Annotated in this window: 24 protein-coding genes; 14 read left to right on the top strand and 10 right to left on the bottom strand. The window is 58.1% G+C overall.

The features are described from left to right. Nucleotides 1-52: 52 nt before the first annotated feature. The 5 genes from lgt to AC2FIS_RS05675 all read left to right on the top strand — a co-directional run bounded on the left by lgt (nucleotide 53) and on the right by AC2FIS_RS05675 (nucleotide 4,271). A complete protein-coding gene (gene lgt, locus AC2FIS_RS05655; protein WP_496772296.1) occupies nucleotides 53-940 on the top strand; it encodes a prolipoprotein diacylglyceryl transferase in 888 nt (295 codons plus the stop codon). Continuing rightward, nucleotides 937-2,004, top strand: coding sequence for a class I SAM-dependent methyltransferase (locus AC2FIS_RS05660; protein ID WP_496772297.1), 1,068 nt, complete (start codon nucleotides 937-939; stop codon nucleotides 2,002-2,004). Before lgt ends, AC2FIS_RS05660 begins: the two co-directional genes overlap by 4 nt. Then, nucleotides 2,001-2,759: a peptidoglycan editing factor PgeF gene (gene pgeF, locus AC2FIS_RS05665; protein ID WP_496772298.1), complete on the top strand. Its 759-nt coding sequence runs from the start codon at nucleotides 2,001-2,003 to the stop codon at nucleotides 2,757-2,759. The genes AC2FIS_RS05660 and pgeF overlap by 4 nt, the downstream gene beginning before the upstream one ends. A gap of 337 nt (nucleotides 2,760-3,096) precedes the next feature. Beyond that, nucleotides 3,097-3,234, top strand: coding sequence for a hypothetical protein (locus AC2FIS_RS05670; protein ID WP_496772299.1), 138 nt, complete (start codon nucleotides 3,097-3,099; stop codon nucleotides 3,232-3,234). A 254-nt stretch (nucleotides 3,235-3,488) separates the two neighbouring features. Beyond that, nucleotides 3,489-4,271, top strand: a complete 783-nt coding sequence (locus tag AC2FIS_RS05675; RefSeq protein ID WP_113790034.1) for a Hint domain-containing protein — start codon at nucleotides 3,489-3,491, stop codon at nucleotides 4,269-4,271. 116 nt (nucleotides 4,272-4,387) lie between these two features. Here AC2FIS_RS05675 and AC2FIS_RS05680 read toward each other — a convergent pair whose 3' ends face one another. After that, nucleotides 4,388-4,888, bottom strand: coding sequence for an Lrp/AsnC family transcriptional regulator (locus tag AC2FIS_RS05680; protein ID WP_058275538.1), 501 nt, complete (start codon nucleotides 4,886-4,888; stop codon nucleotides 4,388-4,390). Between the two features lie 226 nt (nucleotides 4,889-5,114). Between AC2FIS_RS05680 and trxB the strand changes: the two genes are divergently transcribed. The 5 genes from trxB to AC2FIS_RS05705 all read left to right on the top strand — a co-directional run bounded on the left by trxB (nucleotide 5,115) and on the right by AC2FIS_RS05705 (nucleotide 11,153). After that, nucleotides 5,115-6,056 carry a thioredoxin-disulfide reductase gene (trxB, locus tag AC2FIS_RS05685; RefSeq protein WP_282118987.1) on the top strand — a complete coding sequence of 314 codons (942 nt, stop codon included), beginning with the start codon at nucleotides 5,115-5,117 and terminating at the stop codon, nucleotides 6,054-6,056. A gap of 4 nt (nucleotides 6,057-6,060) precedes the next feature. Beyond that, nucleotides 6,061-6,537: an RES family NAD+ phosphorylase gene (locus tag AC2FIS_RS05690; protein ID WP_496772301.1), complete on the top strand. Its 477-nt coding sequence runs from the start codon at nucleotides 6,061-6,063 to the stop codon at nucleotides 6,535-6,537. Between the two features lie 51 nt (nucleotides 6,538-6,588). Continuing rightward, nucleotides 6,589-8,259 carry an adenylate/guanylate cyclase domain-containing protein gene (locus tag AC2FIS_RS05695; RefSeq protein ID WP_496772302.1) on the top strand — a complete coding sequence of 557 codons (1,671 nt, stop codon included), beginning with the start codon at nucleotides 6,589-6,591 and terminating at the stop codon, nucleotides 8,257-8,259. Between the two features lie 206 nt (nucleotides 8,260-8,465). Next, entirely contained in the window at nucleotides 8,466-10,184 is a 1,719-nt protein-coding gene (locus AC2FIS_RS05700) for a bifunctional sulfate adenylyltransferase/adenylylsulfate kinase (RefSeq protein WP_496772303.1), read from the top strand. Between the two features lie 111 nt (nucleotides 10,185-10,295). After that, complete coding sequence (locus tag AC2FIS_RS05705; RefSeq protein WP_496772304.1) at nucleotides 10,296-11,153, top strand: glycosyltransferase family 32 protein; 858 nt, start codon at nucleotides 10,296-10,298, stop codon at nucleotides 11,151-11,153. Here the strand turns inward: AC2FIS_RS05705 and AC2FIS_RS05710 are convergent. The 4 genes from AC2FIS_RS05710 to AC2FIS_RS05725 form a co-directional block, all read right to left on the bottom strand. Continuing rightward, complete coding sequence (locus AC2FIS_RS05710) at nucleotides 11,150-12,019, bottom strand: hypothetical protein (protein WP_496772305.1); 870 nt, start codon at nucleotides 12,017-12,019, stop codon at nucleotides 11,150-11,152. The genes AC2FIS_RS05705 and AC2FIS_RS05710 overlap by 4 nt on opposite strands. After that, nucleotides 12,016-12,903 carry a PhzF family phenazine biosynthesis protein gene (locus AC2FIS_RS05715; protein WP_496772306.1) on the bottom strand — a complete coding sequence of 296 codons (888 nt, stop codon included), beginning with the start codon at nucleotides 12,901-12,903 and terminating at the stop codon, nucleotides 12,016-12,018. Before AC2FIS_RS05715 ends, AC2FIS_RS05710 begins: the two co-directional genes overlap by 4 nt. 96 nt (nucleotides 12,904-12,999) lie before the next feature. Next, nucleotides 13,000-13,224: a DUF1150 family protein gene (locus AC2FIS_RS05720; RefSeq protein ID WP_058275531.1), complete on the bottom strand. Its 225-nt coding sequence runs from the start codon at nucleotides 13,222-13,224 to the stop codon at nucleotides 13,000-13,002. 5 nt (nucleotides 13,225-13,229) lie between these two features. Continuing rightward, nucleotides 13,230-13,643 carry an Hsp20 family protein gene (locus tag AC2FIS_RS05725; protein WP_058280036.1) on the bottom strand — a complete coding sequence of 138 codons (414 nt, stop codon included), beginning with the start codon at nucleotides 13,641-13,643 and terminating at the stop codon, nucleotides 13,230-13,232. Between the two features lie 164 nt (nucleotides 13,644-13,807). Here AC2FIS_RS05725 and AC2FIS_RS05730 point away from each other — a divergent pair, with 164 nt between their 5' ends. From AC2FIS_RS05730 to AC2FIS_RS05745, 4 genes are all read left to right on the top strand, one after another. Beyond that, nucleotides 13,808-14,032: a YdcH family protein gene (locus AC2FIS_RS05730; RefSeq protein ID WP_058275529.1), complete on the top strand. Its 225-nt coding sequence runs from the start codon at nucleotides 13,808-13,810 to the stop codon at nucleotides 14,030-14,032. A gap of 77 nt (nucleotides 14,033-14,109) precedes the next feature. Beyond that, nucleotides 14,110-14,595 (top strand): 5-(carboxyamino)imidazole ribonucleotide mutase, encoded by a 486-nt coding sequence (purE, locus tag AC2FIS_RS05735; RefSeq protein WP_058275727.1) that lies wholly within the window; start codon nucleotides 14,110-14,112, stop codon nucleotides 14,593-14,595. Then, complete coding sequence (locus AC2FIS_RS05740; RefSeq protein ID WP_496772309.1) at nucleotides 14,592-15,350, top strand: NAD(P)-binding domain-containing protein; 759 nt, start codon at nucleotides 14,592-14,594, stop codon at nucleotides 15,348-15,350. Before purE ends, AC2FIS_RS05740 begins: the two co-directional genes overlap by 4 nt. Next, nucleotides 15,350-16,417, top strand: a complete 1,068-nt coding sequence (locus AC2FIS_RS05745; protein ID WP_496772311.1) for a 5-(carboxyamino)imidazole ribonucleotide synthase — start codon at nucleotides 15,350-15,352, stop codon at nucleotides 16,415-16,417. The genes AC2FIS_RS05740 and AC2FIS_RS05745 overlap by 1 nt, the downstream gene beginning before the upstream one ends. A gap of 1 nt (nucleotide 16,418) precedes the next feature. Here AC2FIS_RS05745 and AC2FIS_RS05750 read toward each other — a convergent pair whose 3' ends face one another. The 5 genes from AC2FIS_RS05750 to AC2FIS_RS05770 all read right to left on the bottom strand — a co-directional run bounded on the left by AC2FIS_RS05750 (nucleotide 16,419) and on the right by AC2FIS_RS05770 (nucleotide 21,394). Continuing rightward, nucleotides 16,419-17,570: an alpha-D-ribose 1-methylphosphonate 5-triphosphate diphosphatase gene (locus AC2FIS_RS05750; RefSeq protein WP_496772312.1), complete on the bottom strand. Its 1,152-nt coding sequence runs from the start codon at nucleotides 17,568-17,570 to the stop codon at nucleotides 16,419-16,421. Beyond that, on the bottom strand, nucleotides 17,567-18,340 hold the full coding sequence (locus tag AC2FIS_RS05755) for an alpha/beta fold hydrolase (RefSeq protein ID WP_496772313.1): 774 nt from the start codon (nucleotides 18,338-18,340) through the stop codon (nucleotides 17,567-17,569). Before AC2FIS_RS05755 ends, AC2FIS_RS05750 begins: the two co-directional genes overlap by 4 nt. Nucleotides 18,341-18,378: 38 nt before the next feature. Next, nucleotides 18,379-19,221, bottom strand: a complete 843-nt coding sequence (locus AC2FIS_RS05760; protein ID WP_496772314.1) for a DMT family transporter — start codon at nucleotides 19,219-19,221, stop codon at nucleotides 18,379-18,381. Nucleotides 19,222-19,408: 187 nt separating this feature from the next. After that, complete coding sequence (groL, locus tag AC2FIS_RS05765) at nucleotides 19,409-21,052, bottom strand: chaperonin GroEL (RefSeq protein WP_496772316.1); 1,644 nt, start codon at nucleotides 21,050-21,052, stop codon at nucleotides 19,409-19,411. 54 nt (nucleotides 21,053-21,106) lie between these two features. Then, complete coding sequence (locus AC2FIS_RS05770) at nucleotides 21,107-21,394, bottom strand: co-chaperone GroES (RefSeq protein ID WP_058275523.1); 288 nt, start codon at nucleotides 21,392-21,394, stop codon at nucleotides 21,107-21,109. Nucleotides 21,395-21,399 lie beyond the last annotated feature (5 nt).

The following is a 21,399-nucleotide window of genomic DNA, read 5'->3' on the forward strand; positions in this document are numbered from 1 at the left end:
GGCCCGGGCTCAAGGTTGACTTGCCCCGCTAACCCCGGGCAATGAGACGCACATGCAGGCTGTTCTGAATTTCCCCGACCTTTCGCCCGAAGTTTTCTCGATCTCGCTGTTCGGGATGGAGTTCGCACTTAGATGGTACGCGCTGGCCTATATCGCCGGTATTCTGATCGCATGGCGATTGGGTACTGCGGCGCTGAAGCGTCCGGCCCTTTGGCCTGATCAAACACCACCGATGAAACCGCAGCAACTAGAGGATCTGATCACCTGGATCATCCTTGGGGTGATTCTCGGCGGGCGACTGGGGTTCGTTCTGTTTTATCAACCGGCCTATTACTTATCGCATCCACTAGAGATTTTGATGATCTGGCAGGGCGGCATGGCCTTCCATGGTGGCTTGCTGGGGGTCGTCGTTGCGTCCTATCTCTATGCTCGGCGTTACCAGGTGCCGGTATTGTCTTTGGCCGATCTGATCGCACATGCTGTGCCGCCCGGGCTGCTGTTAGGGCGGTTGGCGAACTTCACTAATGCCGAGCTTTGGGGGCGACCCAGCGACGTTCCATGGGCGGTGATTTTTCCAGGTGGTGCCGCACAGGACTGCCCGGGTGTTGTGGCCGGGATGTGTGCCAGACACCCTTCACAACTTTATGAAGCCGCACTGGAAGGTTTGTTGCTGGGCGCACTTTTGCTGTGGATGGCTTATCGACGTGGGGCGTTTCACAAGCCCGGTCTGGTGATGGGTGTATTTCTGGCAGGTTATGGTGCCTCGCGTTTCATTGTTGAGTTCTTTCGTCAGCCTGACGCACAGTTCGTCTCGGCCGGGAATCCGCTGGGGCTGGCATGGCACGTGGGTGGCTATGGCCTGACCATGGGGCAATTGCTGTCGCTGCCAATGATCGCACTTGGCCTTTGGTTTGCGCTGCGCGCGCGACGCGCTCAATGAACCTTAAGGATCACCTACTGGCGCAAATTGCGCTGAATGGCCCGATGAGCGTGGCCGATTTCATGACTGAATGCCTGCTGAACCCTAAGTTCGGATACTACACCACCCGCGATCCGCTGGGTGCGCAGGGGGATTTCATCACTGCTCCGGAAATCAGCCAGATGTTCGGAGAGTTGATCGGGCTTGCCCTGGCGCAAAGCTGGATGGATCAAGGCAAGCCGGACAGGTTCGTACTGGCAGAGCTGGGACCGGGGCGCGGCACCCTGATGGCGGATATCCTGCGCGCGACCAGCAGCGTATCTGGATTTCACAAGGCCGCAGATATTGTGTTGCTCGAAGCCTCCCCTGCCCTGCGGGACAGGCAGGCGCAATCGCTGAGCGATCACAGCCCGCGCTGGATCGATAAACTCACCGACCTGCCCCAAGCCCCCCTGTTTTTGGTGGCGAACGAGTTTTTTGATGCCCTGCCAGTCCGCCAATTCATACGTGACGGCGATGGCTGGTGCGAACGTCTGATCGGTGTGCAGGGCGAATCGCTGACGTATGGACTGGGGCCGAACACAGCTCAGGTCGCGCTAACGGATCGCATGATCGACACCCAAGATGGCGATCTGGTTGAACTTTGCACGGCCGCAATTCCGATCCTGACCGTGATCGCTGGGCGGATCGCCACTTATGGCGGGGCGGGTCTGATCGTGGATTACGGTGACTGGCATTCGCTGGGCGACACGTTTCAAGCTTTGCAATCACACGAACGTGTTGATCCCCTGCAAGCTCCGGGCCAGGCGGATCTGACCACGCATGTAGATTTCGAACCCCTTGCTATTGCCGCGCGCGCCGCCGGTTGCGCCCATACAAAGCTGACACCCCAGGGCATGTTTCTGGAACGGTTGGGCATCACGGCCCGCGCGCAGGCGCTGGCTGCGCCACTCGGCGGGACTGAGCTTGAGACGCTCATTGCTGCACATCGCCGGTTGACGCATCCCGAGGAAATGGGAAATCTGTTCAAAGTACTGGGCCTCTATCCTTCTTATGCTGCACCTCCACCGGGACTGGAACCATGACATTGGAAATTCTGACCTCGGACGTCCTATCGCCGGTCCGCCACGGGTTCTTCAGCCGTCGGGGCGGTGCGTCTTCCGGAATATTCGCGGGATTGAACTGCGGCTATGGCTCGTCTGACCAAACCGAAGCGGTGGCAGTGAACCGCCAGCGCGTGGCCGCCGCTATGGAGGTCAGCCCGGACGCATTGGTCGGCGTGCATCAAGTGCATTCCCCAACCGTTCTGACGGTGGACGCCCCGATAAATGGCGACAAACCCAAAGCAGATGCCGTAGTCACCGCAACCCCGGGACTGGCACTGACGATTCTGACAGCGGATTGCCAGCCGGTCCTGTTTGCCGATTCTGACGCGAATGTGATTGGGGCTGCGCATGCCGGGTGGCGCGGTGCTTTGGACGGTGTATTGGAGGCAACCCTGGACGCAATGGAGTCATTGGGCGCGCAGCGAGAAAATACCGTCGCAGTCATTGGTCCTACTATTTCACAAGGCGCCTATGAGGTCGGCCCGGATTTCCTGGATGAATTCGCTGCGGATTCGCCCGATAATCTCAGGTTCTTTGCAAACGGTAATGGGGATCGGTTGCAGTTCGACCTGCCCGCCTTTGGTTTGCACAAGTTGCGGCAAGCTGGCGTGGGTCAGGCCGAATGGACGCGGCACTGCACCTATTCAGACCCGGACAGATTCTATTCCTACCGCCGCTCAACCCACGCGAAAGAGGCCGATTACGGCCGCCTGATTTCCGCCATTAAATTATAACCCGCGCCCCAATTGTGGCAGAATCGCCGCTTTTTTGCCACAATTGTTGTGTCTGTTTGAGTCGAGACATTTTGATTTTTATTGTCCGCACTCAGATGTTTATCAAGCGATTTTCCAGCAGTGCGAGGCATTCCGAAAGAAGAGGATCTGCCGACCTTCAACTTTGCTGCTTTGACCCCGGATCAGCCTTATCGGTGCCGTATTGACGCATCACAGTGATCCGACAAGGGAAACCGGGTGTTCAACCCGATACGAGCAGGAATAATAACATGAAGGTTAAATCTCGCTTTCTCAGCGCCGTTGTTGCGGCGACGCGAGAGCAGGCACCGGAAATGCCGTGGAAACGGGTTTCCAGTTCTTCGGTCAGGGTAGCGCGCCGCTTGGCACGCCAACGCTGACCAAAGCCCGAGGAACCATGCTGCCGGTTCCAAGGGTCAAGACGCACATCGGAGGGGTGCTCCGGGCCGATGTGTGACTAACCGCTGAAATTTCCAGCGGCCATGTTCAGGGGTGTGTGTGCGCAGGTAATTTCCGCCTGCGTTTTAGTGAGTTTGTCTGGGGGGTCAGTGTGTTGACCAAAGAAAAGCGGAAATTTATCGCGTCGCGACGCCGGAATGGCGCGCGCATTATGGTCGCTCTCTCATTAAAGACAAAGAAAACGCCGGTCAGGTTGCCCTGTACGGAGGGCTCTACCCGTCTGAACGGTATTTTAGAGGGGACGGAATAAAAATGACAATTCCACATTCCTTGACGCGCGCAGCCAGAAACGCGGTCGAAACTTCGGCCATGCTGCGCGAAATCCCAAGGACAAAAGCAAGACCAAAGGCGCAGTTGCGGCGCTATGAGGTCAGTACCTTGATGCCGAACGGAGATGTTTCGCAAACGCGCCACATCGCTCCGGCATTGCCCATGTTCGAAGACGCCTTTTGTGCCTTTACACGCGGATCCCTGGTGGAAACCGAAAACGGCCCATTAGCGATCGAAGATCTGCTGCCGGGCGATTTGGTTCTGACACAGGATGGCGCGCTGCAGACCGTGTTGTGGAAGGGGTCGGTGACCCTGATTCCCGGACGCGAGGATTCGCGTGGGCGAACACGCCCGCTAACTCGGATCATGGCCGATACATTTGGCATGCAAAAACCGCTGTCCGGCGTAATCGCGGGACCCGCAGCACGTCTGCTGGGCGCACCTGCGCATCTGCGCCATTTGCACGACGGGGCCGAAATTCTGACCCCTGTCCATGAGTTCCAGGACGGTATGAGTGTGATCGAAACGCTGCCGCCGACACCGATTGAACTGTTTCACATCTGCCTGAAACGTCACTCGGTCATCAAAGTCGACGGCCTGCAATTCGAATCCTACCATCCGGGTGTCAACGCCGTGCGTCAGGTCAGCCGATCGCTCAGGTCGATCTACCTGAACTTGTTCGCGCATATCGAATCGCTGAACGATTTTGGCCCGCTGGTTCTGCCGCGCGCCGGAGACGGTGAGGTAGATGCGCTTACGGCCTGAAAACAAAAACTAACTGCAGTGTGGGGGCATTATGCAGCTGATAATTAGTTGGGTTTTATCTTTGACGGTCGCAGCTTTTCTGCCGCCGTCAAAACCGCATCAAAAGCGAATGATGTTCACGCCGTCCGGTTCATTCGTTCTTCCAGAACGTCGAAGGGAACGCCGGGTTCGTCTTTGGCGCCGCGAATAACCAGCGATGTTTTTACGCTGGCTACATTGGGCGTAGTCAGCAGCTCGCCCGTTAGAAACTGCTGAAAACTGCTCAGGTCGGGGGCGACGCATTTCAGGATAAAGTCAACCTCGCCGTTCAACATGTGGCATTCCCGAACCAGAGGCCATTCGCGGCAGCGTTCCTCAAATGCGTTAAGTTCGGATTCGGCCTGGCTTTCCAACCCCACCATGGCAAAGACCTGAACCTCGAACCCCAACTCGCGTGAGTTCACATCGGCATGGTAGCCGCGAATAAGCCCGGATTCTTCCAACGTACGCACGCGCCGCAGGCAAGGCGGCGCTGAAATACCTACGCGTTTTGCCAACTCGACATTGGTCATGCGACCGTCTGCCTGCAATTCTGCCAAAATCTTGCGGTCAATCTCATCCAGCCGTATCGCGACCATGAAATGCTCCTAATTTTTCGGTTGTTATATCAGCACCCGACCAATGCGCAATTATCTTTCGCACCTGCGCAATATTCTATATTTTCAATGTTCTTTTTTTGGGCACCTTGCCGCAAATGCATGACTGCCTGTCAAAAGGTTGGGGGTTTAAGCCCTGCGCGACGCTCGCTATATCCATCCGTCAGGGGCCACGCGCCCCAATCAGGCAGATCGAGTTGGGGGTACTATGGCCGAAACACGACACACCAGGGTTCTGATCATCGGATCGGGACCGGCCGGTTACACGGCCGGCGTTTATGCAAGCCGCGCGATGCTGGAGCCGATTCTGGTTCAGGGCATCGAGCCGGGTGGCCAGCTGACCACAACGACCGAGGTCGAAAACTGGCCCGGAGACACCGAGGTTCAAGGCCCCGACCTGATGGTGCGCATGCAAGACCATGCCAAGGCGATGGGCTGTGAAATCATCGGTGACATCATCAACGATCTGGACCTCAGCAAACGCCCGTTCACCGCAACCGGCGACAGCGGCACTGTTTACACAGCAGATGCCGTCATTCTGGCCACAGGCGCGCGCGCCAAATGGCTGGGCCTGCCGTCGGAAGAGAAATTTAAGGGCTTTGGCGTTTCGGCTTGCGCGACCTGCGACGGCTTCTTTTATCGCGGACAGGAAATCGTGGTCATCGGTGGCGGCAACACCGCCGTCGAAGAGGCGCTGTTTCTGACTAATTTTGCCAGCAAGGTCACTTTGATCCACCGTCGTGATGAGCTGCGCGCGGAAAAGATCCTGCAGGACCGGCTGCTGAAGCATGAAAAAATCGAACCCCTGTGGTTCCACGAGTTGGAAGAAGTGACCGGCACCGATGCCCCGCTGGGTGTCGAAGGTGTGCGGGTCAAAAACGTGAAGACCGGCGAGATTACCGAGATCCCCTGCAAAGGCGTTTTTGTCGCGATCGGACACGCACCTGCCAATGAACTGGTCAAGGACTCACTGGAAAGCCATATGGGCGGCTATGTCGTGACCAAGCCAGGTTCGACCGAGACCTCGGTGCCGGGTGTTTTTGCCGCCGGGGATCTGACGGACCATATCTACCGGCAGGCTGTGACCAGCGCCGGCATGGGATGCATGGCCGCGCTGGATGCCGAGCGTTTCCTGGCCGAACAGGATTGATCTGATGCTGGAATTCTCCGGCCCGGTCTGGAGAATTCTTTTTCTGACGCAATTGGACGCCCCTTTGGCCCCTGCAAGGGCGCCCAAGGGGCGTTTTCATTACTCGGGGCAGACGGCGCTTTACGCATCGCTCAGCGCAGAAGGTGCCGGAGTTGCCTTTCGGCGATATGTCTCGGTGGGCGATCCGCCACGGGTCTTACAGCGGGCAACCGTGACAGGCGCAAAACTGGTCGACTTACGTGGACAGCGCGAGGCATCGGTCGTTTGGCAGGACATTCACAGCAAACGGGGCATCTCGCCGACATGGCGATTCTCGGACCGCGCGCGTGACGCAGGCGCTGACGGGTTGCTATACAGCTCGCGCTCGCGCCCCGAACTTAGCCACATCGTCCTGTTCGACCCGTCGCCTTCGCTGATCCGGGTGAATACGCCGCCAACAGATTGGACACCGCCCTATCCGCAACCTGCGCTTGACCGCTAGGCTGCGGCGTATCAGACTCGGCCTCAGGCGAGACCAATGCAGGTGATCTGATTGAAAACTGTTCTGTGGCAAGGCGGGTGGGCAACCCGGCTGAGGATCGGCAGCGGCCTGGTTCTGTTCGCTTTTGCGTTCTTTCACTTCATCAACATCGGCCTTGGTTTGTTTCACACGGACTACTTGCATGGCATGCAGGATGCCCGGCATGTGATCACACGCCACGATGTCGGCAGCATAATACTCTATGCTGCTCTTTTGATTCACGCGGGGTTAGCCCTGTACTCGATCAGCCAGCGCCGGACTTTGCGCATGCCGTTCAGCACGGGGTTGCAGATGGTTCTCGGGTTGTTGATCCCACTGCAGCTGATCTCGCATATCGTGCAAACGCGCTATGCAAACACAGTCTACGATGTGAACGATGAAATGGGCTATATCATCGTTCTGATGTGGCCCAGCTACGCGGTCTGGATGCAAAGCCTGTTGTTGCTGGTGGTGTGGGTACACGGCTGTATCGGACTGCACATGTGGCTGCGGCTGACCCGCTGGTGGCCCAAGCTGGTGCCATATCTGATTGGCCTGGCTGTGTTTGTTCCGACATTTGCCCTTGCCGGAGTGTTGACGGAAGGGCGCCGGATCTGGGCTGATTTTGCAGACCCGTTTTTGCGCGAACAATATATCGAGCACTACAACTGGCCCTCTCCCGAAGACTTCCAGCACCTGTTCAGCGTAAAAGACAATGCGCTCATGGCGTTCTGGGTGGCCCTTGGCGCATCCCTGGCGGTGTTTGCGATCCGCAAGCTGTGGCGTCGCCGACATTCCGTGCGCGTCAAGTACGCTCAAGGCCCTGAGGTCGTTTCCGAAAAAGGGATGACCCTGCTTGAAATTTCCCAAGCCAACGGCATTCCACACACGGCGCTGTGCGGTGGCAAAGGGCGCTGCACCACCTGCCGCGTGATTGTCGAGGCGGGCGGGGATCAACTGCCCGAACCTGGTGAGGTCGAAGCTCGAAGCCTAGCTGCGGTCAGCGCCCCGGCGGGTGCCCGGCTGGCATGTCAAATCCGACCGATGGCTCCGATCACAGCGTTTCGCATGTTCCGTCCAGATGGAGCCCGACACCGGGCACATGCAAGCCAGGGTCAGGAACGGCAATTGGCGGTCCTGTTTTTGGACATGCGCGGCTTTACCTCACGCACAGCTGGCCAACTGCCCTATGACATCGTTTTCCTGCTGAACCGCTTTTTTGACGCCATCGTTCCGGCGATTACGGCTGAGGGCGGAGTGGTCGACAAATACATGGGCGACGGCCTGTTGGCCGTGTTCGAAACCGCCGACGCGCGAAGCTCTGCGCGTGCCGGGATGAAAGCGGCCATTGATATCAGCCTTGCCTTGCAGCGTTTCAACCAGCAGCTGGAAACAGAAGGCAGCCCCCGGATCCGCATCGGAATGGGCCTGCATCTGGGGGACCTTGTTCTGGGTGAAATCGGTGCCGCAGGCCACGCCGCCCGTACAATCATCGGCGACACCGTGAATGTGGCCAGCCGGTTAGAGGCCGAAACCAAGAACCTGGGCTGCGAACTTCTGGTCTCGGAAGAGTTATTGTTGGCGGCAGGATATGACGGCGATATGCGGCAGGTTCGCCCATTCGACCTGCGTGGCGTGACGCGCCCGATTCCTGCCCTGCCCGTCCCCAAAGCCGCAGATCTGAACGCCAGTGTTGCTGCATAAGAACACTCGCTCTCAATTCTGCGGAATTGTTGCCCGCCTCGGGAACCAGCTTCGCAGATTGCCACACAAACCGGAATATCCTTCCATTGCGGGGAAAAACCGCGCATATCGTCCTTTGTTTCACCAAGGTATATGGACTTCACCCAAAAGCCGGGGCAAACGCCCCTTAATCACTGGCAAAACAGCACTTCGATAAGAGTATTCCTATGACGATGTTAAGTAACCTGGCCCCAATCCCCGAATTGTTCGTGTCCTACGATTCAGCACAGAAACTGAAGGTGGAAGCCGCAGATCTGACCAGCTGGGACCTGAGCCCGCGCCAGATCTGCGATCTGGAATTGCTGATGAACGGCGGGTTCAACCCTCTCAAAGGTTTCCTAGGCGAGGCGGACTACGACAACGTCGTCGAGAACATGCGTCTGGCCGATGGTACCCTTTGGCCGATGCCCATTACTCTGGACGTGGACGAGGCGTTTGCAGACAAAATTGAATTGGGCCAGGACATCGCTCTGCGTGATCAGGAAGGCGTCATTCTGGGCACCATGACAGTCACCGACCGCTGGACGCCTGACAAAGCGCGTGAGGCCGAGAAAGTCTTTGGTGCAGATGACGACGCCCACCCGGCAGTGAACTACCTGCACAATGTGGCCGGCAAAGTTTATCTGGGCGGTCCTGTGGTCGGTATTCAACAGCCGGTTCATTATGACTTCCGCGCGCGCCGCGACACTCCGAACGAGCTGCGCGCCTATTTCCGCAAAGTCGGCTGGCGGCGTATAGTGGCGTTCCAGACCCGCAACCCGCTGCACCGCGCGCACCAGGAATTGACCTTTCGCGCCGCGAAAGAGGCGCAGGCCAACCTGCTGATCCATCCGGTCGTGGGCATGACCAAACCGGGTGACGTGGATCATTTCACCCGCGTGCGCTGCTATGAGGCGGTACTGGACAAATACCCGGCCTCGACCACATCAATGTCGCTGCTGAATCTGGCAATGCGCATGGCTGGCCCGCGCGAGGCCGTCTGGCACGGGCTGATCCGCGCAAACCACGGCTGCACGCACTTCATCGTTGGCCGCGACCATGCGGGCCCGGGCAAGAATAGCCAGGGCGAAGATTTCTATGGCCCCTATGACGCGCAGGATCTGTTCCGCAAATACCAGGATGAGATCGGCGTCGAGATGGTTGATTTCAAACACATGGTCTTTGTGCAGGAACGCGCGCAATACGAGCCGAACGACGAAATCCTCGACAGGGACAACGTCACCATCCTGAACATCTCGGGCACTGAACTGCGCCGCCGTTTGCGTGAAGGTCTTGAGATTCCGGAATGGTTCTCGTTCCCCGAAGTTGTACAGGAACTGCGCAGCCGCTTCCCGCCGCGTTCACAGCAGGGATTCACGGTGTTCTTCACCGGCTTCTCAGGCTCGGGAAAATCGACGATAGCCAACGCTCTTATGGTCAAGCTGATGGAGATGGGCGACCGCCCTGTTACCTTGCTGGATGGTGACATCGTTCGGAAAAACCTGTCGTCCGAACTGGGCTTTTCGAAGGAACACCGCGACCTGAACATCCGCCGCATCGGCTATGTGGCCAGCGAGATCACCAAGAACGGCGGCATCGCAATCTGCGCCCCGATCGCGCCCTATGCCACGACCCGCCGTGCGGTCCGGGAAGAGATCGAACAATTCGGTGCCTTCTGCGAGGTTCACGTGGCCACCACCATTGAGGAATGCGAACGCCGCGACCGCAAGGGACTGTATAAACTGGCCCGCGAAGGCAAGATCAAAGAGTTCACCGGAATCTCGGATCCTTATGACGTTCCCGCGGACCCTGAACTGAGCGTCGAAACCGAAAATGTCGAGGTCGACAACTGCGCCCATCAGGTTCTGCTGAAACTGGAAAGCATGGGCCTGATTGCGGCATCCTAATTGCTACAACGAACAAGCAAAGCGGCCAGCAGTGGCCGCTTTTTTTGTTGGATTGACAAGCGCACGCTGCCTTGGTGCAAATGCAGATCCTAACCAAAACGCAAAGTGCCCATGACCCGCGACCTGCCTGCAATTGCCAGTTTCTGGTTCGGTTCAGATCTGAGCTGGCTCGAGGCGTTATGCATTCAATCCTATCTGGATAACGGTCACCGGTTTATCCTGTATACCGTGCATGACATCCAAGGCGTGCCTAACGGTGCCGAGATACGGCCCGCATCTGATATCCTTTGGCCCGCACCATTTGATTTCAAACCGGAAGACCGGTTGGGGGTCGCAGTATTTTCTGACATCTTTCGGCTGCGGCTGATGCAGAAAAGCCCGTTCATCTGGGTCGATCTGGATGCATATTGCGTCAAGCCATTCGACTTTTCTTCGCCTTACGTTTTCGGGTCGTCGCAATCAGGCACCTTTCCCAATGGTGTTCTGCGTCTGCCACCAGACTCAGAGACACTGGCGTTATGGATTGACTTCGTGACCTCTGCCAACCCAACCCAGCCCTGGCGTGGCGGTCGGCTGTTTCGACACAATCGCAGGCGCACCCGAAACGGTGAAACCTGGGGCATTGAAACACTGCCCTGGGGCAGCTCTGGCCCCAAGGCGTTGGAGTTCTTTCTGCGCCAGACCGGCGAAGACAGCCACGCGATGCAGCCGGAAGTGTTCTATCCTTTGGACAAGGATCAGCTATGGCAACTGCACGATCCGCGCATTTCCACGGCCGAGATCGAACGGGATAAAGTGCATTCAGTCCACATCTACGGACATCAGAAAAAGTTCATGGCAAGCAAAACCGCCGGGCTGCCGGTCAGCGGATCATATCTGCAGCGGCTTTGCCTTCGACATGGGATCGACGCCTCGGCGAATCCGATCTTGCCGACGGGATGGCTGGCCCCGCGGCCATCGAACCACTAGGCTGCGTTTATTTGTTCGCGCAGGGTCCGCACAGCACGGCCTTCAAAGTCACCGAACTCTGCCGCCTTGCTTTGCGCAGCTTTCATATGCGGCAGGCGTTCGGCATAGTCGTCAGCGGACAGGCTGTTGATCGCGCGATGAATGTCGGCCTCGGATTCACAGAGGATCATACCGGCTGTGTCCATGAAGTCCCCTATATTCGGACACCCCCAATAGATCGGGACCGTTGAGCATAAGATCGCATCTGTCAGCTTTTCCGAGAAATAGTTCTTTTCGCGAACATTCTCGATCACAACGGAATAGCGATACGGGGCCAAGCCGTCGGATTTGCGGTCAAATGGCGTGTATCCCCGCCCCATGATATCAACGTCAGCACCCGTTTCCCGCACCCAGTCAATCACCGAATGGCGCAGTTGGTGCCCCTCCAGATCGCGTTTGGCTGAGGCAATGAGCGAACAGGACTTCGTTTTCTCTACGTTAAGGTCACGCCAATCAGGCACCATCGTCACGCCGTAGGGCAGAAACACCGCATTGGGAAGGTTTCGCAACAGCACATCATGAAATGTCATCACCCGAAAGAACCGCCGCCATGTGTAGCGGAGCATCTTGTCGTGCTTGGCGTGAATGGCCGACGGTTCGCCCATCATCAGCGAAATCCGGGCGCGGGTGCCCCGGCGCAGGCGCAAATGCACGGTAGAATTGGGATACATAATCAGATGGTCGGTACGCTCAAGATCGCCAACTGTTTTGCCCATCAAGCGCTCGGGGCACCCTTCGGGCCAGATCAGATCGGACAATGGAACCGAAGCCAGTTTCGGCCCTAATCGATGCCCGTAAGGCAGGATGGCGATCGCGGGTTCGGTCATGACAGTTGCCCGGGAAAATTGACCTGACCGCGCATTAGAATATAGCCGCGACCCGCCACCTTGATACCGGTCATTGCATCGGCGTGTCCAACGCGTGTAACAGTCGCTTGGCCGGGGCGGCCCAAGTCATGGCCCTGTTCTGCCGTAAACGTATCTTTGGGCATCAAGCCATACTTCCACAGATAAGCTGCCATCGCCCCGGTTGCGGATCCCGTGAACGGATCCTCGGGCGGGCTGGGCGGCAGCATCAACAGACGTGAGAATGTGTCGCCCGCCTCGGTCGCACCTTCCAGCGTTACAAGGAAGGGCTCGGCCATGTCCGACCCCGAATACCCGCCTGCTTCGATCACTTTTCGCAAAGGTTCTTCAACCAATTTCGCGGCGCGCAAGGCTTCATGATCGCGCAATACGGTGACACAAAAGGGCAACCCGGTGGATACCATCTGAGGTGGCGAGATGATCGCGTTTTCCGGTAGGCTGATGGCGGCGGCAACCAGATTGGCAGGAACCGTCGCACCGAATTGCGGGGCAACCTGCGTCATCTCAATTTCATCACCATTGAGTTGGATGGAAACGATCCCTGCCCCGGTTTCCAGTGTCAGTGCATCCCCCTGAAACAGACCCCGCGACCGCATCGCCGCGACAGTGGCAATGGTAGGATGCCCCGCAAAAGGGATTTCACGGCTGGCCAGAAAATAGCGCACCTTGATATCAGCCACATCCGACGGCCCGGTAAAGGTACATTCGACCAAGGACGTTTCGCGCACGTAAGCCGTACAGACATCTTTGGGTAGGACGGCCCCACCATGCACCACGGCGCATCCATTGCCGCCAAATGCGCGGTCGCTGAATGCGTCCACCCAGTCAAAATCAAACCAACTCATGTTTGGTGCCTCCGCCCTGCGAACCCGTATTGGTTCGCATATCTCACCCGTGGGGCGGCGGATGTCACGGGAAAATCACACGCTGCCGGGGCCGTTTTAGTGCACGGCCACCGGGGAAAAGTCATGTTCGCGCGCCAGAATAAAGGCCAGCTTGCGATCTGCGACCAGGGCCAGTTGCTGACCATCCGAGTCATGCACAGCGTAGAGCTGATCCAGATCACCAGCCTGTTCGCGCACTTCACGCGGCAGGTCAGCCACATCGACGGCTTTTACATAGACGATCCGGTCGCCTTCGGTGTTGATTTCAATCGGTGTATTCATTGCTCTTACCCCTTCCGTATATTGATTGTCTGAACCACGGTTTCAGGCACGGCGCGGGTCAGATCCACATGCAGCAGACCGTTTTCCATGATCGCCTCGCCCACCTCGACACCGTCCGCCAGCACAAACATGCGCTGGAACTGACGCGCCGCGATGCCGCGATGCAGAAAGATGCGCCCCTCGCTATCGTCGCGTTGACGGCCCCGGATCACCAGTTGGCGATCCTCGATGGTAATCGACAGGTCCTGTTCCGCAAAACCGGCCACAGCCAGGGTGATGCGATAGGAAAAATCCGAGGTCTGTTCGATGTTATAGGGCGGGTATCCTTCGTTTCCGGCCTTTGCAGACCGTTCCAGAAGGCGTTCCAATTGCTCGAACCCCAAAAGATGCGGGTATGAGCCAAGAGTAAGTTTCGACACGTATTTTCGTCCTTTATTGCCAAAGCGACGTATGGTGCGGTCCCGTTCTGGCAACCGCGTATGATAGAATATGGGAATATCCGGGGATGTCCACAAGGTCTGGCCGGATAAAGCCTGACACACTATCTTGTGTGGGAAGCACCACAACAACAACCGAGTCGCTCATGAACGCGCCCACTGACATTTCAATGAAGACAGATGAAGTTCTTCGGGTCGAACTGGAGGTCTTTCGCCGCCAGCACCGCGATCTGGACGAGGCGATCGAAGCGCTGCAAGCCACGGGGACGTCGGACCAGTTAACGATCAAGCGGCTGAAAAAGCAGAAACTGCGCCTTAAGGACATCATTCGCCTGATCGAGGATCGTCTGACCCCGGATATCATCGCCTGAAGGCCCTGTACCGCATTGCCAGATAGGCCGATTTGGCTATAGTGCGCGCTCTTTCGACAGGCAAGGGCGACAAGCGGATGAGCGATGTGAAAGTGGGGATCATCATGGGCAGCCAGTCGGACTGGCCCACGATGAAAGAAGCCGCAGATATTCTGGATGAACTGGGCATTGCGTATGAAAAACGCATCGTTTCGGCCCACCGCACCCCTGATCGCCTTTGGGACTATGGCAAAACCGCTGTTCAGCGCGGCTTGGATGTGATCATCGCCGGCGCGGGCGGTGCTGCGCATCTGCCAGGGATGATGGCCTCAAAAACCCGCGTGCCGGTGATCGGTGTGCCGGTGCAAACACGGGCCCTGTCCGGCGTCGATTCGCTGTATTCTATTGTGCAGATGCCCAAAGGTTTCCCGGTGGCGACGATGGCCATCGGATCGGCCGGTGGGGCCAATGCCGGATTGATGGCGGCCGGTATCCTTGCCCTGCAAGACCCAGCGCTGGCAGATCGTCTGGATGCATGGCGCGCGGCCCTTTCGGCCTCGATCCCCAAGGAACCGCAGGGATGAGCCGTATCGGCTTCATCGGAACCGGACATATTGCAGCCCCCATTGCGCGTTTTCTTGTGGCCAAAGGGCACGAGATCGCTGTGACTGAGCGCAACGCCACAGTGTCCGCCGAACTGAAAGCTGAACTGGATGTCGTGGTCGCGAACCCACAAGCGGTTCTTGACGCATCAGATATCGTTTTTCTTTGCCTGCGCCCCCAAATCGCCCCGGAAGTTTTGGAACAGCTAAACTTTCGCTCAGATCAGCAGATCGTGTCGGTGATGGCGGCTGTATCGGCGGATCAGCTTGCTGCGTTATGCGCGCCCGCAATTGACTTTGTACAAACGATCCCATTGGGGTTTCTTCAACAAGGTGGATGCCCGCTTGCAGCGTTCGGCAACGACACATTGCTGGCTGAATTGTTCGAACCCGAGAACCCGGTCGTTAAGGTATCCAACGAGGCCGCGCTGAATGCACATTTTGCCGTCTGCGCCATGGTCCCAGGCCTTCTGGACGTGTTGGCAACAGGTGCCGAGTGGCTGGCCGAGCAAACGGGCGACGCGGATGCCTCAGAGTTTTATACGACACAGCTGCTATCCGGGTTTCTGCACACAATGCAATCCGGGCAAGCCGGGCGTTTGGCCGAAGAACGGGACGCGCTGGCAACTGATGGAACACTCAGCCTGCAAATGACGCAGGCCTTGCATGCGGGCAACGCACATGATGCGCTGCGCTCGGCCTTGCAGGCGATTGGAAAAAAGTTGGAGACTGACTGATGACGGACATGCTTGCTCCGGGGGCGCGGATTGGAATTCTGGGCGGTGGCCAGTTGGGCCGAATGTTGTCCGTCGCGGCGGCCCGGTTGGGCTTTGTAACCCACATCTATGAGCCGGGTGCCAACCCACCCGCCGGTCAGGTGGCGGATCATGTGACGACTGCAGCTTATGATGACGCTGCGGCACTGAAGGCCTTTGCCGAGTCCGTCGATGTCATCACCTACGAATTCGAAAATATCCCGACCGAAGCGCTGGACCTGTTGGAAGCACATCGCCCGATTCATCCGGGGCGCGAGGCGCTGCGTGTCAGTCAAGATCGACTGACCGAAAAGACTTTCCTTGCCGGGTTGGGTTTGAAAACAGCGCCGTTCGCCGACATCACCAATCTGGACAGCCTAAAGGCTGCGATTGACCAGATTGGCACGCCAGCCATCCTGAAAACACGTCGTTTCGGCTATGACGGCAAGGGACAGGCGCGGTTGCGCGGCCCCGAGGATGCCGAGGCCGCACTGGTCGATATGGCGGATGCACCCGCGATCCTTGAAGGGTTCGTCAATTTCAGCCACGAGGTATCAGTCATCGCCGCCCGCGGCATCGACGGACAGGTGGCCTGTTTCGATCCCGGCGAGAACGTACACCGCGATGGCATTCTGCATACAACGACGGTCCCTGCCCGCCTTGCCCCGGCGCAACGAACCGATGCTGTTCTTCTGGCCGCCAATATCTTGAACGCGCTGGATTACGTCGGTGTCATGGGTGTCGAACTGTTCGTCACGTCAGAAGGTTTGATCGTGAATGAGGTTGCGCCTCGGGTGCACAACTCGGGTCACTGGACACAGAACGGCTGCGCTGTGGATCAGTTCGAACAGCATATCCGCGCCGTGGCGGGGTGGCCCTTGGGTGATGGGCAGCGCCATTCGGACGTGGTCATGGAGAACCTGATCGGCGACGATATGGACCGCGTGCCAGAGCTGGCGAGGGAACGCGACGTAGCGCTGCATCTCTATGGCAAGGCTGAGGTCAAACCGGGCCGCAAGATGGCGCATTTCAACCGCATTTTGCGGTAACTCAGCCCACGAACCGTGCGGCGATATCGCCTGACATGAAGCTAACCCGCCCGCCCGCCAGCGTGGCGGCGACGCGGTGGGATTGCGCCTCAAGGATCACCATGTCTGCGCGCTGACCCGGGGCGAGAGTGCCCCGGTCCTGCAGCCCTAGCACCCGTGCTGGCCCTGATGACACCAGCGCCCACGCCCCTGCCAAATCCAGCAGGCCAGATTTGGCCAGCATCAGCGCAGCGCGTCGCGGGCTGGGATAGTGATAGTCCGACGCCAGCGCGTCGCACAGCCCCATCGTGATCAGGTCCAGCGCGCTGACATTGCCCTTATGCGATCCACCACGCACCACGTTGGGGGATCCGAGGATAATGTGATCCCCCGCGGCCCGTGCAGCCTCAGCAGCCTCTAGCGTTTCTGGGAATTCCGCTATCTGCGCCCCCCGCGCCCGCCAATCGGCACGAGTTTCGGCCGTTGCGTCGTCATGGCTGCCCATACGGACACCCTGCTCGGCCAGAGACTCGCAGAGTGTGTCCAATGCAGCGGGCACGTCATCCCGGCGGGCATGCATGGACAGCAGCATCTCAAAATGTGCGTCCGGATTGCGTCCGGCCTTAAGCGCCTGACCCGTCAAACGTGGCGGCTTGCGCCCCTCGGCCAGCCGGTCATGCGGCAAGTGGTCGTTGAACACGACATAGGGCACCTGCCAATCGATGATGCGTTCAGGCAGGCTGGGGTATTCCGCCAGCATGTGTGTTTCGAACCGTAGCTGAGGTAGCAGATCAGTCACCACACGATCTTTGACCGACGCGATGGCATCAAACACTTGGCCTGCGAATTCAGGGCCGCGCACGCCGCCCTCCCAACTGAGGAACTGGGCCAGAACCGCCGTCGTGATCCCGTTGGCGGCCAGTTCGGCCTCGACCGACAGGATGCCCTCGTCCATCTGCTTCATCGCCCCGCGGCGCGGCGCGATATGACGCTCGAACCCGTCGCCGTGCAGGTCGATGATACCGGGCATCACGAGATACCCGGACAGATCGATTGTTCGGCCTGCGCGGTCCTCTTGCACGATCCCCTCTGCAATGGGCAGGTCTGCACGAGTCATCCCTTGGTCCGGCAACAAGACCTCTGCGCCGGATAAAGTCAGAGAAAGTGCAGTCATTGGGAGGGTTCCGACGCGGGTTCCGAACAATCCTGCCCTATGCAGATTTCGTCGATGATTTCCATCACCCCATCCAGCCATGTGATCTGTGGGTCAAACTGTCCAAACTCGATGAAATGCAGCGCCTGCGCCATCACACGCGGGTTGTTCATCATGAAAGTGTGGGTCACAGGCAGGACGATATGGTCCGCCATCCCGTCGACCTTGGTGGTTTCAACCGAGACCTTGCCGTCATCCGAACCATCGATCATCGACGAAAACAGCGGGTTCAACGAATTCTCACCAGCGATGACACCCAGCTCAAAGTCCGCAGGCGGCAGTTGCCTTGGGATACCTTCGGGGCCCGTGCCCAGTGCCAGGCCAGCCGGGCCATTCAGCATCCCGAACACTTCATACGCGCTAAGTTCGTCCACCAACTGACTGCCCTGATTGGGCGGGCCGAGCATGACCACGCGACCCAGATTTTCCGGATGGTTATCCTGCAGCCAATAGCGCAACAGGATACCACCCATCGAATGCGCAACCACATTGACCTTGTCGTCACCGCATTCGGCAAACGCGTCCGGCAGTGTCTGTGCAGTCAGTTCGGGAATAGGTAGGTCAGTGGACGGATATCCCGGGCGCACAACGGTATAACCATGCGTCTTGAACAGCTGTTCCATCACGGTAAAGGACGCTTCGGTCCGTGCCAGCCCATGCAGCAGGACCACGCATTTTGCCTGCACAATGGCAGGCACAAAGAACAGAAAGAGGGCAAGCAAATAACGCATAGCCGCCAGATAAGGCCTAACGTCCAGCGAATAAACCCCTACCGCGGCGTCCTGCGCAGAACGGCCAGTGCAATTCCGCCCAATACCAGACCCGCCCCCAGGATCAGGCGCAGACTGGCGGCCTCACCCAGCAGGAGGACACCGCCAATAATGGCTAAGATCGGAACGCTGAGTTGCACGACGGCCGCCGTTGTGGGCGTCAATTCCCGTAGAACCTGATACCAAAGCGCATACCCCATCCCCGAAGTGACCGCGCCGGCCAACGCGGCCAGCAAGTATCCGTTAGCGGTCATGTGCCACGCCCCTCCTGTCGCCAACAAAGCCAGCGTTGTCACTGGCAATGCCACGACGAAATTGGCCGCGGTGCCGGATAAGGCATCCGGTTCGGACCTGCCAACCAGCGAATAGATCGCCCAGCCGATCCCGGCGGCAATCATCAGGGCTGCTCCGACCGGGTTGACCTGTATCGATCCGGACGGCCAAAGCACGTAGCCCAACCCCAGCAACGCGATTGCGGCGCCCGCGATCTGCCGACCAGTGGGCAGCGTGCCTTTCACTGATGTCACAGTGAACATCGTCACCTGCACCACCCCAAACAGGATCAGCGCTCCAAGACCCGCGTCCAGCGTCAGATAGGCGATAGAGAATCCGATCATGTACAGGGACAACGACCCCGCCCCGGCAACCCTGCGCCGGTCAAACAGGGGCAAATGGCCAGCCCTCAATAGAACCAACCCGGCCAGCACCACTGCACCGGCTAAAACCCGCACCACGGCAAAGGCAGCGGGATCGCTGGCACCGCTATCAATCGCTAGACGATTAAGTATCGAGTTGGACGCAAAGGCGCACATCGTCAGGCACGTGAGTAGGAACAGTTTCATATCAACCGCATAGCCGGTTTCGGCGCGTTTTGCACACTCACATTCCTGCGGGATGGTCCGCAAAACGAAACGGGGCCGCCCGAAGGCGACCCCGTCCCTAGATACTAAGGCTTCCCTCTCGGCAGCTTGGCCTTACAGCCAAGCGCCTGTCGGGACCGTCAGAATTCGCCGAGGCGAACTCGACGTCTTACATCATGCCGCCCATGCCGCCCATGTCGGGCATGCCGCCGCCAGCAGGCGCGCCTTCTTTGGCAGGCTTGTCAGCAACCATTGCTTCGGTGGTGACCAGCAGGCCAGCAACCGATGCTGCATCTTCCAGCGCGGTGCGGACAACTTTGGCCGGATCGATAACGCCGAACGAGAACATGTCGCCATATTCTTCGGTCTGAGCGTTGAAGCCGAATGCAGCATCTTCGTTTTCACGAACCTTGCCAGCAACAACCGCACCGTCAACACCCGCGTTCTCGGCGATCTGACGCAGAGGCGCTTCGATGGCTTTGCGAACGATGTTGATGCCTGCATCCTGATCAGCGTTTGCGCCTTTCAGCGACTCCAGTGCTTTACCGGCCTGAACCAGAGCAACACCGCCACCGACAACAACGCCTTCCTGAACAGCTGCGCGCGTTGCGTTCAGAGCATCGTCAACACGGTCTTTGCGCTCTTTCACTTCAACTTCGGTCATGCCGCCGACGCGGATAACAGCAACACCGCCTGCCAGTTTGGCAACGCGCTCTTGCAGCTTCTCACGGTCGTAATCCGACGAGGTTTCTTCGATCTGAGTGCGGATCTGAGCAACACGTGCTTCGATCTCGGCTTTTTCGCCAGCACCGTCGACGATGGTGGTTTCGTCTTTGGTGATTTCGATTTTCTTGGCGGTGCCCAGCATGTCCATGGTGACGGACTCGAGCTTCATGCCCAGATCTTCGCTGATGACCTGACCACCGGTCAGGATTGCGATGTCCTGCAGCATGGCTTTGCGGCGATCGCCGAAGCCCGGTGCTTTGACAGCAGCAATTTTCAGGCCGCCGCGCAGTTTGTTAACAACCAGAGTTGCCAGCGCTTCGCCTTCAACGTCTTCTGCAATGATCAGCAGCGGCTTTTGCGACTGGATCACTTGCTCGAGCAGAGGAACCATCGGCTGCAGCGAGGACAGTTTCTTTTCGTGCAGCAGGATCATGCAGTCTTCGAGATCTGCGATCATCTTGTCGGCATTGGTCACGAAGTAAGGCGACAGGTAGCCACGGTCGAACTGCATGCCCTCGACAACATCGGTCTGGGTTTCCAGGCCTTTGTTCTCTTCAACGGTGATGACGCCTTCGTTGCCAACCTTCTGCATCGCGTCTGCGATCTGCTGACCGATTTCAGTTTCGCCATTGGACGAAATGGTGCCAACCTGAGCAACTTCAGCGCTGTCTTTGACTTCACGCGATGCTTCTTTAATGCCCGCGACAACCTTGGCGGTTGCCAGGTCGATGCCGCGCTTCAGATCCATCGGGTTTAGGCCCGCTGCAACCTGCTTCAGTCCTTCGCGAACGATTGCCTGTGCCAGAACGGTTGCGGTGGTGGTGCCGTCGCCGGCTTCGTCATTGGTGCGGCTGGCGACTTCTTTCACCATCTGCGCGCCCATGTTTTCGAACTTGTCTTCCAGTTCGATTTCTTTGGCAACCGATACACCGTCTTTAGTGATGCGCGGTGCGCCGAAGGATTTGTCCAGAACCACGTTGCGGCCTTTGGGGCCCAGGGTCACTTTGACAGCATCGGCCAGGATATTCACACCTGACAGCATGCGGTTGCGGGCATCGGTGTCGAACTTGACGTCCTTAGCAGCCATGTTGTTTCTCCTTGAGAAAAATGTTGGAAATGAAGATCAGAGAAGCGCGGGCGCTTACTCGATGATCCCCATGATGTCGCTTTCTTTCATCATCAGCAGCTCTTCGCCGTTGACCTGAACCTCGGTGCCCGACCACTTGCCGAACAGGATCTTGTCGCCAGCTTTTACAGCCATTGCGATCAGTTCGCCGCTGTCCTTGCGTGCGCCTTCACCGGTCGAAACGACTTCGCCTTCGCTGGGCTTTTCTTTTGCGCTTTCGGGAATGATCAACCCGCCTGCGGTTTTCTCATCGCTTTCGGTACGACGAACCAGCACGCGGTCATGAAGCGGTTTCAATGCCATCTTTG

The sequence above is a fragment of the Ruegeria sp. CDSB113 genome, assembly GCF_059611045.1.

Coding starts and splice junctions, on each gene's coding strand:
- lgt (WP_496772296.1), top strand. CDS start 53: ATGCAGGCTGTTCTGAATTTCCCCGACCTTTCGCCCGAAGTTTTCTCG.
- AC2FIS_RS05660 (WP_496772297.1), top strand. CDS start 937: ATGAACCTTAAGGATCACCTACTGGCGCAAATTGCGCTGAATGGCCCG.
- pgeF (WP_496772298.1), top strand. CDS start 2,001: ATGACATTGGAAATTCTGACCTCGGACGTCCTATCGCCGGTCCGCCAC.
- AC2FIS_RS05675 (WP_113790034.1), top strand. CDS start 3,489: ATGACAATTCCACATTCCTTGACGCGCGCAGCCAGAAACGCGGTCGAA.
- AC2FIS_RS05680 (WP_058275538.1), bottom strand. CDS start 4,888: ATGGTCGCGATACGGCTGGATGAGATTGACCGCAAGATTTTGGCAGAA.
- trxB (WP_282118987.1), top strand. CDS start 5,115: ATGGCCGAAACACGACACACCAGGGTTCTGATCATCGGATCGGGACCG.
- AC2FIS_RS05690 (WP_496772301.1), top strand. CDS start 6,061: ATGCTGGAATTCTCCGGCCCGGTCTGGAGAATTCTTTTTCTGACGCAA.
- AC2FIS_RS05700 (WP_496772303.1), top strand. CDS start 8,466: ATGACGATGTTAAGTAACCTGGCCCCAATCCCCGAATTGTTCGTGTCC.
- AC2FIS_RS05705 (WP_496772304.1), top strand. CDS start 10,296: ATGACCCGCGACCTGCCTGCAATTGCCAGTTTCTGGTTCGGTTCAGAT.
- AC2FIS_RS05710 (WP_496772305.1), bottom strand. CDS start 12,019: ATGACCGAACCCGCGATCGCCATCCTGCCTTACGGGCATCGATTAGGG.
- AC2FIS_RS05715 (WP_496772306.1), bottom strand. CDS start 12,903: ATGAGTTGGTTTGATTTTGACTGGGTGGACGCATTCAGCGACCGCGCA.
- AC2FIS_RS05720 (WP_058275531.1), bottom strand. CDS start 13,224: ATGAATACACCGATTGAAATCAACACCGAAGGCGACCGGATCGTCTAT.
- AC2FIS_RS05730 (WP_058275529.1), top strand. CDS start 13,808: ATGAACGCGCCCACTGACATTTCAATGAAGACAGATGAAGTTCTTCGG.
- purE (WP_058275727.1), top strand. CDS start 14,110: ATGAGCGATGTGAAAGTGGGGATCATCATGGGCAGCCAGTCGGACTGG.
- AC2FIS_RS05740 (WP_496772309.1), top strand. CDS start 14,592: ATGAGCCGTATCGGCTTCATCGGAACCGGACATATTGCAGCCCCCATT.
- AC2FIS_RS05745 (WP_496772311.1), top strand. CDS start 15,350: ATGACGGACATGCTTGCTCCGGGGGCGCGGATTGGAATTCTGGGCGGT.
- AC2FIS_RS05750 (WP_496772312.1), bottom strand. CDS start 17,570: ATGACTGCACTTTCTCTGACTTTATCCGGCGCAGAGGTCTTGTTGCCG.
- AC2FIS_RS05755 (WP_496772313.1), bottom strand. CDS start 18,340: ATGCGTTATTTGCTTGCCCTCTTTCTGTTCTTTGTGCCTGCCATTGTG.
- AC2FIS_RS05760 (WP_496772314.1), bottom strand. CDS start 19,221: ATGAAACTGTTCCTACTCACGTGCCTGACGATGTGCGCCTTTGCGTCC.
- groL (WP_496772316.1), bottom strand. CDS start 21,052: ATGGCTGCTAAGGACGTCAAGTTCGACACCGATGCCCGCAACCGCATG.
- AC2FIS_RS05770 (WP_058275523.1), bottom strand. CDS start 21,394: ATGGCATTGAAACCGCTTCATGACCGCGTGCTGGTTCGTCGTACCGAA.